Annotated in this window: 9 protein-coding genes; 6 read left to right on the plus strand and 3 right to left on the minus strand. The window is 54.3% G+C overall.

The window, feature by feature from the left end; genetic code table 11:
* Positions 1 to 2: 2 nt before the first annotated feature.
* Genes FRD01_RS10155 through FRD01_RS10165 form a run of 3 tightly spaced genes read right to left on the minus strand, consistent with a single transcriptional unit; the run spans position 3 to position 2558 of the window.
* Positions 3 to 623 (minus strand): hypothetical protein, encoded by a 621-nt coding sequence (locus FRD01_RS10155; RefSeq protein ID WP_146959282.1) that lies wholly within the window; start codon positions 621 to 623, stop codon positions 3 to 5.
* Positions 616 to 1311, minus strand: coding sequence for a hypothetical protein (locus FRD01_RS10160; RefSeq protein ID WP_146959283.1), 696 nt, complete (start codon positions 1309 to 1311; stop codon positions 616 to 618). Before FRD01_RS10160 ends, FRD01_RS10155 begins: the two co-directional genes overlap by 8 nt.
* Positions 1308 to 2558: a hypothetical protein gene (locus FRD01_RS10165; protein ID WP_146959284.1), complete on the minus strand. Its 1251-nt coding sequence runs from the start codon at positions 2556 to 2558 to the stop codon at positions 1308 to 1310. The genes FRD01_RS10160 and FRD01_RS10165 overlap by 4 nt, the downstream gene beginning before the upstream one ends.
* Positions 2559 to 3839: 1281 nt before the next feature.
* Between FRD01_RS10165 and FRD01_RS10170 the strand changes: the two genes are divergently transcribed.
* The 6 genes from FRD01_RS10170 (at position 3840) to FRD01_RS10195 (ending at position 13913) form a co-directional block, all read left to right on the plus strand.
* Complete coding sequence (locus FRD01_RS10170; protein WP_249756156.1) at positions 3840 to 5492, plus strand: vWA domain-containing protein; 1653 nt, start codon at positions 3840 to 3842, stop codon at positions 5490 to 5492.
* A 195-nt stretch (positions 5493 to 5687) separates the two neighbouring features.
* Positions 5688 to 8504, plus strand: coding sequence for a hypothetical protein (locus FRD01_RS10175; RefSeq protein ID WP_146959285.1), 2817 nt, complete (start codon positions 5688 to 5690; stop codon positions 8502 to 8504).
* Positions 8505 to 8573: 69 nt separating this feature from the next.
* Positions 8574 to 9515, plus strand: coding sequence for a diacylglycerol/lipid kinase family protein (locus FRD01_RS10180; RefSeq protein ID WP_146959286.1), 942 nt, complete (start codon positions 8574 to 8576; stop codon positions 9513 to 9515).
* Positions 9512 to 11245, plus strand: coding sequence for a fatty acid CoA ligase family protein (locus FRD01_RS10185; RefSeq protein ID WP_146959287.1), 1734 nt, complete (start codon positions 9512 to 9514; stop codon positions 11243 to 11245). Before FRD01_RS10180 ends, FRD01_RS10185 begins: the two co-directional genes overlap by 4 nt.
* Positions 11221 to 13044 (plus strand): hypothetical protein, encoded by a 1824-nt coding sequence (locus FRD01_RS10190; protein WP_249756157.1) that lies wholly within the window; start codon positions 11221 to 11223, stop codon positions 13042 to 13044. The genes FRD01_RS10185 and FRD01_RS10190 overlap by 25 nt, the downstream gene beginning before the upstream one ends.
* Positions 13038 to 13913 carry a MaoC family dehydratase gene (locus FRD01_RS10195; RefSeq protein WP_249756158.1) on the plus strand — a complete coding sequence of 292 codons (876 nt, stop codon included), beginning with the start codon at positions 13038 to 13040 and terminating at the stop codon, positions 13911 to 13913. The genes FRD01_RS10190 and FRD01_RS10195 overlap by 7 nt, the downstream gene beginning before the upstream one ends.
* Positions 13914 to 13974: the final 61 nt, after the last annotated feature.

Below are 13974 nucleotides of genomic sequence, written 5' to 3' on the forward strand. Positions count from 1 at the left end.
TTTCATTCTAGATTCCCACACTCAAAAGCGGGCCCAATCTCATACACTTTGTTAGGCAACGAGAATCTCGCGTTCAATGGACCAAATGGATTTGCCTCGTCTTCCGCGAATTGAATCTCGAGGTCAATCGCCTCCACCTCAAGAGGTTGCGATAAATCCGTCACTACCACGTTGACGGTGCCTTTCGCGGTGGTCGCCGACACACCTGCACTTGTCTCTACAAGAATTTGAGAATCACATAAGGTAGCTGACAAGCGAACTTCTGAAGTTTTGTAAGTTAGGTCATCGTCGATTTCATATGATGAACTTTCAGTATTTTGGTCAAGCACAACCCTGATGCAGGCGGGAGGTGAACTGGACTCGGCGAAGATGACAATCGGCCCCAAAGCGTAGTCAATCAAGCAACTGTCTACTAGGTCCCATTCGTCTTTCTCGACGGGCCCTTCTTGATCTGGTCCGACGTCAACCTCGGGGGCCAAATCATTCTCTCCAGAATCAGTTGCATCGCCCATTTCGACAGTCATATCCATTTCTGACGCTGGCGGTGGGTCGTCTTCCGAACAGCCATAAGAGAGCGTTGCCACTAACACGAACACACTAAGGACTCTGGCTTGATTAATCATAAAACTCTCCGTTAAACTTAACCGTCCCTGTGACCTCTACCTTTGAAAGAAACTCAAGAAACTCTTCTTCAGTCACTCTTTCGGCAAAGATTTCAAGGTCCCCTTCGACTCGTTTAAGACTTGCGAATCCATCCAAACTTCTCAGATTAGGGACACTGCTGACACGAAGTCCTCCGACGGACCCAAGAACTGGGAACGTAATCTCTTCAGCAGGTAGACTATTCAGGTCCAGCCTGCCCTCTACAGACCTCAACCTCGAGAATGAGATGGTTGTTGGCATGTGCGGAATTTCTTGCAAGAACAACGTACGACCTATCGCCTCGATACTTAACAATCCATCGAATTCTTTGAGGTTAAAAGCGCGGCTGATAGCCAGATCCTGTCGAATCTCTCGAACTTCGGAGAGTTCCTGAACGCTCTCTTGAAAGAAGTTCACCAATGACAAACTGCCTAAGATTACCTCACATCCTTGCGCGTTTTGAAGCTGGTCGGCTCGCCAAATCTCATCGGGATTCCCACATTCAACCAGATCGACCTCCGCGTCTTCGACCTGATCGGGGAAGCTCATATCTCCATCCGCACCTTCGATTGGAAGATTGTCAACCTCTTGATGCATGCAGCCGCCAAGAACACTGCCTAAGAAAACAGCCATGAAGAATAGCACTTGTGGTTCGAATCGTGTTTTCATTGATTTATCGGCTCCGCACTGCCCGGGTTGACTATGTACTCAATTCCCTCATCCGATACACACTCCACCCCGAGTTCTTGGACTAGAGTGATGGTTTCGCCTTCTTCGAGTTGCCTCGACAATAAGATCATACTTTCACCGCCATCGCCGATCTCATCCCCGTTCGAATCGTAGACCCGGATAGATGCCCCAGGAACAGCGTTGGAAACGATGACATAGTCTTGGCCTGCAATCAAAGTTGCAACCTCAAGGGTGTTCAATTCTTCACATGACTTTGTAACAATTGCCTGAGTCGTGGGACTAAAGACACAAAGTTCTTGAGTCACCGCCAGTTCGTCGCCCGGAAGAAAAGGCCTCCCGAATGCAGTCACGAAATCCCAACGATGTGTGGTATGGGTTGGCCACGAAAAAATCTGGTCAATCGCTCCGACGCTTGTTTCATCTATGTGCACGGTGGCCCCTTCAACTACCGACGAAAACTGAAATAGTTCCTGGGTTTCGTAAACCTCCGCTGGGTCCACGGCAACCGCTCTCAGAGGGCTCGGTGCAGCAAGAGCAAAGATTGGGGCCGACGGCTCACTTTCGTCCTGGCACATCTCTTGATAGACTTCTATCTGGTCACCGATACTAAAGGGGCCGTCCCCAAGCGCGACGGTGTACCCGCCCGATCGGCCACCATTGAAACGCGGTGTACCTGAGTTCGTAACTACCATCAGGTTGGCTCCAGGCACATGTTTAACGGCTATCTGATAAGCACACTCATGCGTTTTTTGGGGCTCTATCGTGGGTGCTGGTAGACCATTTGGGTAATCATCCAGATAGTGACGCACTTCAACAACGTTTGAATTGAGAGACGTGACACCTCCAAATGTTTGCGTGGCCCACACCACCTGACCAGATTGTAGCGGAGGAACAACGAAATCTTGGGAATCTGGGTCACGAATCACCCCAGATGCAACTGGTACTCCGTCCACGAAGACATTTACCGATGAGTTCAATCTAGCGCCCCTGACGCCGACTGTTTCTGCGCACTCATAAAGTGGGGCGATGACGATTGGAGGAGAAAGAAATTGCAAATTTGACGGTGGGTCCTGCACAACGTTACCCGAACTTGGGGGATTCGCGCATAGCTGCTCCAGAAACTCTATATGAGTTGTGTAGATCGACGGGTCACCGGCGGGAGGCATGGTGTTTTGAATCGCCCCAGCGAGCACGACGCCGCAGTAGCCAGGCAAGTCCGTCGACAAGAGAGGGAACCTACCACCCGCTGCTCCGTGGCAACTCTCGCAACTCCCACCCGAGGTTGCAGGCGGAAATGACGCAAGAGGACCTGGATTTTTTACCCAGCTTTGGGGAACGATAGGTTCTGGCCAACTATTGGAAAACAGGGATTGGGAGTTCGCTTTGAGGTCAATAAACGCTGGCTCTTGGGGATGAACAACAAATGGGTTGGCTCCGGCATGACAATCGGTACACATCCCGCCCGAAGGGTTGAGTTCTAGATCAGCCCCTCCAATAAAATTGTCAATCGGGTAGCCCGACAGGGTTCGAGTAGGCGTCCATGGGGTGTAACCAGGATGTGTTGTCGGATTGTCAAAGTAGCAGACCTTGCTTGTCTGCCTTCCGAGGCAGGTAACACTAAAGAGGACTGCCTCATCATTGTTGTTCCACCTTGGCAATGCCACACAAATACCATCTGGGTCTGAGTCTTCCCAACTCCAAAGTTCGGCACTCAAATTTGGGAGAACAAACTCGCTCTGAATTGCTCCATGATTTGTCCAATCATCAGACAAAACTCTATTGGGAACTGGCACACCGTTAGCAATACATTCCTGAATGTAGTCCTCACCGGTGAGGTTTGTGGAGAGAGCTTGACGAGATATTCTGTGACTTTCGGAAAACGGTGTATCTGCCGCGGCCAGAAAGACACCTCGACTGATCATCTTGTCGAGGGCGACGCCGGGTTCCTTCTGATCTTCTGCGAGGTGCAACAGTGTATCTAAGGTCTCAAAATTTTTCCTTAGGTCTCCCGCGTGAGTTTCTGTATTTCTTCCCAACCTAGTGGACCATTTCTCAATCAAGCTTCGTTGAGTGGCCAACGCTACTTCCATGTCAACATCGACTGATCGTGTTTTGCTGTTGAAGAACTGACCATGCCCCATCCCGGCAACCACCTCCGCAACCCGGGTTGTTGGTTCCGTAGACTTATCTTCAGAGCATGCGCTCATGAACAAGAAGATCAGATAGAGAGAGAGAGAGAGAGAGAAGAGATTTCCACCTAGTTTTCATTTTAACCCTCCAATGGGTTGTCCCCACACCGTGTGGCGATGATTTAATAAACGATAAAGACTAGCTCCAATCATGTCAACGACTTGACGCACTTTTTTCGCAGAGTGATCGATCTGTAGAGATCTCCGGTGCCTTAGAACGGGTCGGGGTTTGAGGCGCGAAAAAAGTTTAGATCCAAGTTTGGGGGTGCCTCGTATCCATATCATCGACAACGGATGAACTCGAAAAAGGAGATGATGATGAAACGGCACCTTACGGCATTGATGATTTTGGCACTCGCGGGATGCTCCGCAGACGAAAAGTATATGGAGGCTGGCGAGCCTGTCTCCGAAGCAAGGCTCGATGAGGCGCCCACGGCAAGTGCGGCCCCTGTTGAGGAAGCAGAGTACTCCGGGCAAGCCGTGTCTGCGTCTCCTCAAGAAGGCTTGGCACAGGCCGAGCCGATGCCTGTGGCCAGAAAGGCTGATGCCAAGCCAAAATCGATGTTCTATTCCTTTGATGACTCGTTGGTAGATGGTGAGATGGCGCAGCCCCCGGCTGGGCCGACGACCACCGGATTTACCGACTACGGCGTAAATCCAAACACCAAGACGGTGGAAGACAGGTTCTCGACCTTTGCCATCGATGTGGACACGGCGAGCTATACGCTGGCACGCCGAAGCATCAACGATGGCTACAAGCCGACTCCAAGCGGGGTTCGCGTGGAGGAGTTCGTGAACTTCTTCAAGTACGATTATCCCTCGCCGGATAACGGCGCATTCGGCGTACACATGGAAGGTGCGCCAAGCCCGTTCTCAACTGAGAAAGACACGTATGTGGTTCGCGTGGGCGTGCAGGGAAAGCATGTGACTATGGAAGACCGCAAGCCGGTACACCTGGTCTTCCTGGTTGACGTGTCAGGAAGCATGAATCGCCCCGACAAACTCGGGCTCGCCAAGGAGTCATTGGCCCTTTTGACCAACAATCTTCGTAGCGAGGACACGGTAGCCATTGCGACTTACGCTTCGGGCGTCAAGAAGGTTCTGCCTCCAACGAGTGTGAGTCAGAGATCCAAGATTCTGGCCTCGCTCGATGGCCTTCAAGCCGGCGGCGGCACCGGCATGTCTAACGGCATGGAGCTCGCCTACGAAATGGCCATGCAGACTCATAAATCCGGGCACGTAAGCCGCGTGATCGTGGTTTCCGACGGCGACGCAAACATCGGCCCTATGAGCCACGAGCAGATCCTCAGCCGGATTCAGCACTACGTGGACGAAGGCATCACGCTCTCGACCATCGGCTTTGGTATGGGCAACTACAAAGACACGATGATGGAGCAGCTGGCCAACAAAGGTAATGGTAACAACTTCTATATCGACGGCATGAAGGAGGCGAAGCGCATTTTCCAAGAGCAACTTGAAGGTACCCTTCAGGTGATCGCCAAAGACGTCAAGATTCAGGTGGAGTTTGAGCCTGAGACCGTGCCTGAGTTCCGGCTCATCGGTTATGAAAACCGCAAGCTCGCACACGAGGATTTCCGCCGCGATGAGGTGGATGCAGGCGAGATCGGTGCGGGTCATACGGTAACTGCCCTCTACGAGATCAAATTGAACCGCAAAGCTGGCGGAAAGCTCGCAACAGTGCGCGTCCGACACAAGCAGCCAGAAGGCTACAAAGCTGAAGAGCAGGCGTTTGAGCTCTACTCACGCGATCTTCGCACGCGGGTTGGCGATGCTTCACGCGATTTTCAGTTCGCCGTGGCTGTGGCCGGATTTGCTGAGATTCTGCGCGAGTCGCCCTACGCCAAGAATTTGAGCCTCGCTCTTGTGGAGGAAATCGCGAGCCCGAATGTTGGAAATCGCGAAGACCGTAAAGAATTTATGGCTCTCTTGAAAAAGATGAAACGCCTCTGAAATTTTCGCACCTCGGTATGGACAACCGCATCCTAGTGCATGAGATCGCGGATTCCCCTCCCTGATCCGCGATTGACGGAGCCTCGGCTTTCCCTCCAAGGAGTCGAGGCTTCGGCTTTTCTTGGTGCTTGGCGACACCGAGCGCTCGCACTACAATGCCGGGAGGACGACGACCGTAGAATTTGGAGTGACTAGATGGATGACGCCAAAGACCTGCTCGACCCCCATGTACTCGCGGAGGCTGGCCTTGAAGGTTGGCAGGAATCGACCGCGATGCACGCATCGTTGAACGCGGTACGTGCCGGGGACCTTGTGCACGGGCGCTATCAGGTGAAATCGGTCCTCGGTGCCGAGCGATATAAGGTGGTGCATCTTGGGACTGAGCAGCTTTTTGAGCTGCGGCGAATCCCTACGCTCTTGGAAAACTCGCGGGCGTGGCGGCGCCTCGAGATCGTGACCAGTGCGGCGAGCGTCGTGGCCAACGAGAACCTGGGGTTCGTGGCGGATTTTGATGTTTGCATGACCTTTGGTGGATTCGTGGTGGGCGAGTGGGTGGAAGGTGAGCTCTTGACGGCGATATTGAAGGATAAGCGCCAGCTGGAGCTCGAAGAAGTCCTGGCGTTTGTGCTCGAGATCGGCCATGCGCTTGGTACCTTGCACGACCTCGGGCTTGGGCACGGACTTCTAAACACCGACGATATCATTCGAGATTCAGAAGGGCATTGGCGCCTCTTGATGCCCGGGGCACCGCCCGCTCAAATGAATATCGGCAAGGCTCCGGAGCTCCAGAACTTCTACGCCGCGTCGCCGTTGAGCGACCAGTTCGGATTCGCGTACATCACATGGTCACTCTTGGTGGGAGCGGCCCCGGACATTCCGCCCGCGTTTGGTCCGAGTGATTTGCGTGCAGACGTCCCGGAAGGACTTGACGAGGCCATCCTCAAAGCACTTTCAAGCCGGCCTGACAACCGCTGGAGAAGCATGGATGAGCTTCAAGAGCGCGTACAGTTTGAGGTTGGCGAGTGGCGAAAACCAGTCATCGACTCGTTCGATGCTAGCGAGGCGAGTCGCCTCTTGAAGATGCATCCAGACACGACCTCCCACCCAAAGAGTTTTGATCGGGAAGCCTCAGAAGTTCGCTCTGCGGTAGTACGTTTTCATGTTGAAAAAGAAGGACCTCCTGAGATTAATTTTACGTTTAATAAGCTCGGCAGACTACGGCGCGAGTACAGAAGAAACATCGTTACGGGGTCAATATTTATACCCACCCCCAACAAAGCTCAAGTAGGTGACGAAATCCAGGTCACACTTCACTACCAACCCACCAGCCAAGAAGTTAAATTGCGCGGGAAGGTCAAGGCGGTGGAGGTCGGTGATGAGACGAAACCACCAGGGCTTGGGGTCGTGCTCGAGAAGAACTCCCACCAGATGGCCATGCGCTTTGTGCGCGACATCGATCCGTTTTCGTCGCTGACAGCTGAGGCAGTGATTGAGCCGCGTACTGACTTCAGCTTGGAAGCTAAACTCAGCGGTACGGAGGCCTTTGTGCTTGGCCGAATCGCCCATCCGATGAGCCTTGGGCAGGTACGTGGACTCTTTGCCGGGATGCCCTTCGATGTGGACGAAATCGTTTTGAGCCTTGTGGAGGCGGGGTTCTTGAACATCCGGGACTCCGGCGATGCGATGGAGAAACGAGAGCACACCGGCCGGATTTCAAAACGTGTGACGACCATCAAATATCAAGAGATTGCGATGGCGAAGCTCAATCAGGAAGACGTAGACGAGATCGTCGAGCGAGTGATCGACTACCAGCGCGCGGGTAATTTCCGAGCGGCGTCGGAGCTACTTGAGTCTACGCTTCGAAGTCACGAGGATCATCGCCTTTTCTACCATCTGGCTACGATCGAAGGGCGATTCCATCGCGCGTTTGCGAGAGCACTGCAGCATATTGAGCGCGCCCTAGAGTTGGCGCCCGGTACCGTAGAGTATATTGGGCTTCAGAAATGGCTGAACTCGGTTACCGAGCGCAAAGGGTTTCCTTCGATTTACCGGGCCACCGTTAAGGACGCGCGGTTCTTCTTCGTATGGAATTTTGACGACCAGATTTGGATTGACGTCCAACGCCCGGACATTTCAAAGAGACGCCTCGTTCGCATTGACGCAAAAGAGGCCGATATCAAAGAGACGCGAAAAATCGCCGAAGCCATCGCAGCCGAAGTGACCCTGATCCCGAGCAAAACCGGACCAGTGCCGCGCTATTACTCAGGGCCAAAACCCTTGCGCTGGACCACAAACGCACGCTTCATGTTGACCGAGAAGAACGAAGAGGGGCAGGCCGGACTCTTCTTGGCAAAAGCCGGATTTCGGCAGCCTCAACGCGTGGACTCTGACGATTCCGAGTTTGTTCGTGCGGCGCTCGCACCCGATTCAAGCGGTGCGGTCGCGTGGATTAGTACGGGCAAAAAGGCGAGCCTTTGGTTGACCGAGTACGAAGGTCGCTCGCGTAAGTCGATTGACCTCGACTCTTTGGCCTTTGTGACGTGGACGCAGGACTCGAGCACCGCGGTGGTTGTGGAGGAGCTGAGTGGTCAAGTAGTTGCGGTTGACCGGCAGAATCTGGCCATGTTCAAGCTCGGCAAAGTTGCGCCGCACGTTCATCAGTTTGCGGCAGACGGAGAGCATAAGACCGGTGTGAGTGCGTCGCGAGACGCAAACGGCTACCTTTTGACGTGGTTTGACCTTGAGACTGGAAGTCACCTCGCCACGCAGCATATCCGAGAGACGCCTCAGAACTTGCTCGTGCGTGGTGACGGGTTCGTTTGTATTCGGACGAAGAAGGAGGTTCTCCTGCTGAATCTCAAGTCCGGCCTTAGTCTGACCTTGGAGCATGAGGTAGGACCTGAGGTGTTTGAGCTTGGCAATTGGCTTCTAGGCACGCCACTTTTTATGATTCCGAGTGCGCCTCAAACGTTGGAAATCTTCAAGATTGAGCCTGCCCTCCTTCAAGAATAGACGCATGTGTCTTGAATAAAAACCGATTCTTGGGCTACACCACGGGCTTCCTATTCTCAGGTAGAGTCTATGCCCGGTATCGGAATCATCACGAACCCTCACAGCCGCCGCAATCGCCGGTATCCCGAGCAGATGCGTCGGCTCGCCTACGTTCTTGGCGAGAACGACTCGTACGAGCTCACCAATAAGGTGGATGACGTCAAGAAGGTAGCTCAGCGCTTCAAAGATTTAGATATCGATATTCTGGCGCTAAACGGCGGCGACGGCACAAATCACGTCACGCTTTCGTCATTCATCGAGGTTTATGGAGAAGAACCACTGCCAAAGATTACGTTTTTGCGCGGCGGCACGATGAACACTATCTCCGAGGGGATTGGCATTAAGGGTACCCCTAGCCGACTCCTGGCCAATCTGGTGGAGAAATACTACACGCAGCAAGATTTTGAGACCACCGAGCGCGACATGCTCAAAATTACCGATGAAACCGGCACGCGCTACGGGTTTATCTTCGGGAACGGTCTGGTGTCTAATTTCCTTGAGGCGTACTACGGGACCGGGCACCCCTCCCCCTCTACAGCCGCTTCGCTATTGGTTCAGACCGTGGCGAGCATTCCGTTTGGAGGGGCGCTCGCGAAACAAATCGTCAAGCCGTTCAGGGCTCAGTTGACCTTTGAGGACGAGAAGTGGGAGCCGCAAGATTTCACCACGGTTTTGGCCTCGACTGTGGACCAGATTGGGCTTGGATTCAGGCCGTTTATTCGGTGCGAAGAGCGGCCACACACCTACCACCTCTTGGCGTTTACGGCGGGCCCCAAGGAGCTCAGCGCGGAGCTTCCGAGGATCAGACTTGGGCTTCCGATTCCCGAAGAGAAGGCAAAATCGGTGGTCACGGACTACACCTTCTTCACCAGTGACGAGCCGATTGTGTATACGATTGACGGAGATATGCACACGGCACAGGAGGGCGTTAAACTCGAGTGTGGCCCTCGTGTTGAGGTGATTCTACGATGAAAGTCACCGACTTGACCTGCTCGCCGATTGGCCAGGCTCGAGGCCCCTGGGAGGACGCTGAGACGCCCCAGCGCTTCAATATTGCGTCCTATCTTCCAGCACGCGCCGCTGAGAGGCCTTTTCAGCAAGCGGTGGTCATGCCTCAAGGGCGCGATGCCCTTGGTAAACGGCTCTACTCCCATTTGACCTTTGCCCAGCTCGACCGGCTTTGTGATGCGTATGCCCATGGGCTTGTGCAAGAGGGCTTTTCGAAGGGAGAGCGGACTTTGCTCATGGTGTCGCAGGGTTTGGAGTTGATCGCCCTGACCTACGCACTTTTCAAAATTGGCGCGGTACCTATCCTGATTGACCCCGGCATGGGGCGTGCCGGCTTCTTGGCCTGTATTGAACGGGCCCAACCCACGGCCATGCTAGGTATTCCTAGAGCATTTGTGGCGAAGACGCTCTTTGGCAAGAGCTTTAAGACGGTTCGGAAATCAGCCACTACAAAGTCTGTGTTTTTCTCAAGTGCCCCCGAGCTCAATAAGATTGCAAAGTTCTCGGCAGGACCGTTTGAGATGGCGGATACAGACCGTGAAGACTTGGCGGCGATTCTTTTCACGTCGGGATCTACGGGCCCGGCCAAGGGTGTACAGTACACGCATGGTATTTTCGACGCCCAGACACGGGCTATTCAAGAAATGTACGCCATTCAGCCCGGAGAGGTTGCGGTTCCTGGGTTCCCACTTTTTGCGCTTTTTTCCACGGCCATGGGCATGACCTGTGTGGTTCCAGATATGGACCCGAGTTCTCCAGCCAGTGTGCATCCGCCGAATATCGTGGAGGCCATCCACGATTTTGGGGCGAGCATGGCGTTTGGGTCACCGGCAATTTGGAACGCTGTGGGTGCGTATTGTAAGGCTGAGGGCATCAGCTTTCCGAGCATGACGCGCCTTTTGACGTTTGGTGCCCCAATCAGTCCGAACCTGATGGAAACCTGCCAGGCGATTTTGCCCAACGGCGAAATCCACACGCCTTATGGTGCGACAGAGGGCCTGCCGGTGGCTTCCATCGGCAGCAGACGTGTTCTAGAGGAAACGGCTGAGAAGAGCCGAATCGGCCAAGGCATTTGTGTTGGGAAAGCCGCTCCAAATGTGGAGATCCGCATTATCGAGATCTCGGACGAGCCCCTAGAAACGTGGGCCGGTGTCAAGGAGTTGGAGGTCGGCAAGATTGGCGAGATTTGTGTTTCCGGTCCGCAGATTACTAGACGATACGACCAACGAGACGATGCGACGCTCGCCTCTAAAATCCTCGACCCAACGCGTGGCGAAGGTGGTTTCTGGCACCGCATGGGGGATGTCGGATATCTGGACGAGGCAGGAGACCTATGGTTTTGCGGTCGAAAGGCTCATCGCGTGGAGAGCGCTGAGGGCGTGATGCACTCGGTGCCAGTAGAGGCCGTGTTTGAGGTCCACCCGAAGGTTTTCAGAACCGCGCTGGTGGGAATTGGCGAGCGTGGTACGCAAGAGCCTGTGCTCGTGGTCGAGTGTTTACCAGGCGAGGCACCAAAATCGGCAGCTGAAACCACCGAATTGTCGGAAGAATTGCTGCAGATTGGGCAGAAGTTTGAGCACACACGCAGCGTTATGCGGATACGCTTTCACCCCGCATTCCCTGTAGATAAGCGCCACAACGCGAAGATTCACCGCGAGGAGCTCGCCGAGTGGGTCATACACAAGAAGGAATGAATATGGGAAATCAGAAGCCCATCGAAGTAGTGGAAATTGAAGCTCCTCCAGTTGAGGCGCGTGTTCGCCGCGATGCAAAGTTCGCCGGACCCGACGAGAAAAAGGGGCGGTATTCTTTGCCAAAGTCACTGGATTCAGGGACGCCGGTTGGCTACCGGACTCGCATCTCATTGGACAGTGAAGAGGCCGAAGAAGCTGTGAGGCTCTTGAGTCTTGAGCGGCCTATATCCTTTGTCAAAGGGGCTCAGGTCCCGAGCGAACGGGAGATTTTTGAAGAGGTGTCACTCGGGATTTTGACCGCGCGCCAGTCTACCAACTATCGCGGCCACAAAGAGACGTTGTTGGGGCCCGAGGACACGGCCAAGCTCACGAGTATCTTGAACGAGTTGCAAGGGCTAGAAACGGTGCCAAACCCGCACGCAACGCACGCACATGTGGTCCTTGCGCGCCCTTATCGCACTCCGTTTACCTTTCTTCTGACCTTCATCGGCCACAAGCCTGTGGTGAGTCTCGCGACGGTCGGTGTGCGCGGGCTGAAGAAGCGGTTTCAGTACATCGACGACATTCCGACGATTGGGTATCTGCAGCATCTGCACATTGGGATTCTGGCCGATGCGATGGAACGCGCGAGCGTGATCGCCACCTCTGGACGGTGTATGAGCCAGGTCTTTATGCGACCGTTTGCGGGGGACTGGCCGCAGAAAAATCGCGAACTCATCGCCCAAATAGAGGCTCTGGTTGGATTGAGTACTGCCGAGCGATCGTTGGGATGGCGCGTGGCGATCGTTGGACTCACGGGCGAAGTACCTCAGGAAAACCGCCCGGAAATTCGGCACGAAACGTACCGGAAGCTCGGCGCAAATATGATGGCGTTCAGGAGTGAGCGCATTCAGCCTGGTGTGAATCAGGAAGAGAAGGCGCCGCCTCAGTATCACCAGCGCCAGGACATGGATGTGCCCGACGAGCTGACGGTGATGTGTGGGCGCGCGGCGTATAATGCGTTTGCGCACTGGACGGGTTGCGATCGCGAATGCTCCAAGGACCTCTTGTTATTGGAGCGGATTGACGTTTTAACGCCTAATGGAAAGCAGCGGCTGCGCGAGGTTCGTGACCAGCTTGGCCAGGTCACCGACCGCGTGATCAAGAATATCCCTCTCTGGGCTGACCTTCCTACGGGCAAGGCGCTGACTCGGAATGCGGCACGCGGGCGCAAAGCTTTTGCGCTGGCTGGACAACGCATCTACATCGGTGGACTGGATAGGAAAGAGATCGAGCGCAAGCATATCGACTGGAAGCTTGCGGTGCGCGCGTTTGGTGCGTCTGCGGCGCGGAGCGCGCTCGTGGCCGAGATCATGGGCTGTGTGAATCTGCCTGATGATTGCGACCTTTTGGCAGGAATTTGCCTTATGGCGGGTCCAGTAAACCAAAACGATATCGGCAAAGAGTTTTACGGCCATAAAGACCTGTTGCACTCCGCTTACCCTGACAAGGAGCCAACCTCGTTATTGGTGTGGACGCTCAAGGCCAAGACGATCGCTGACCCAATTGGTAACGAGGAACAGCTTCTGGACCCGAGGCGAAAGGGTGCGCTGGTAGACCTGCGCGCGGCTCCGCACGAGGTTGTTGAATACCGAAAGGACGGGGAGTTTAAGAAGTTTAGGTTCCGCGACGGACGCTCGAATTCCGAGCGTGCCTTCGCGGATTTGGATAATTTTGTGCGCGACCCAAATGGCAAGGAGATTCGCGGCAATCGCGGTTCGAACTGGCCAGAAGAATGGGCGAAGGAGACTTTATGGTAGAGCTCGAGTTCGATGAAATGCCGTCTCTGATGGGGGCTTATGCCCGCGTGCTAAAACCGGTCAAAAAGACCTTCAACCCGAGCAAGTCAATTCCACGCTTCGAGGCGAGGATTTCTGGTCTTCGAGTGGATCAGAAGAACCTGGACCTCTTTGGACGTGTGTGTGGCGTGCCCTTGAATGGACGAGGGCTGCCGCCGACCTACCCTCACGTGATGGCGGGTGCGCTACATGCTCAGATTGTGACTCATCCAGAGTTTCCTCTTGGTGCGCTCGGGCTTGTGCACGTGCGAAACCAAATTCGATATCTGAGCGAAATGCCAGTGGATGGCGCGTGGGATGTGGTGGTGAGCGTTGAGGGGCATCGCGAAGTTGGTGCCGGGATTGAGTTCGATATCCTGACGGATTTTAGCGCCGATGGTGAGCGTGTTTGGGAACAAACGACGACCGCCATCTACCGAATTACCGAAAAGAAGGAGAACTCCAAATCAAAGGCCAAGCCCCATGAATCTGGCGCGTTTAAGGCCCTGAAGCGAAGCGCTACGTGGCAAGTTCGAGAGGACGCAGGCCGACAATACGCGCGCGTATCGGGAGACTATAACCCGATTCACCTGCAAGCCTTGGCTGCGCGTGCGTTCGGTTTTAAGCGAGCTATCGCGACAGGGATGTGGAGTGTGGCTCGGGCGGCAGCCGAGCTTGACGAAGACCTTCCACAAGCGCCATTTACACTTAACGTCGCGTTTAAGCGCCCGATTTACCTTCCCTCACGTGTAGTTTTTTCGAGCTGGGAGGAGCGAGGCGAAACCAAGTTTATGGTGGAGTCTTTGGACGGGCGAACACTGCATCTCGAAGGCAGTGTATCTCAACCCTAAAACCGTCAAAATTATGATAATGTAACGGTTTTTTGACGCTAAAATATTCTTAATGACAAAA

Origin of the sequence: Microvenator marinus (genome assembly GCF_007993755.1) — a bacterium.
Lineage (GTDB): Bacteria > Myxococcota_A > Bradymonadia > Bradymonadales > Bradymonadaceae > Allomicrovenator > Allomicrovenator marinus.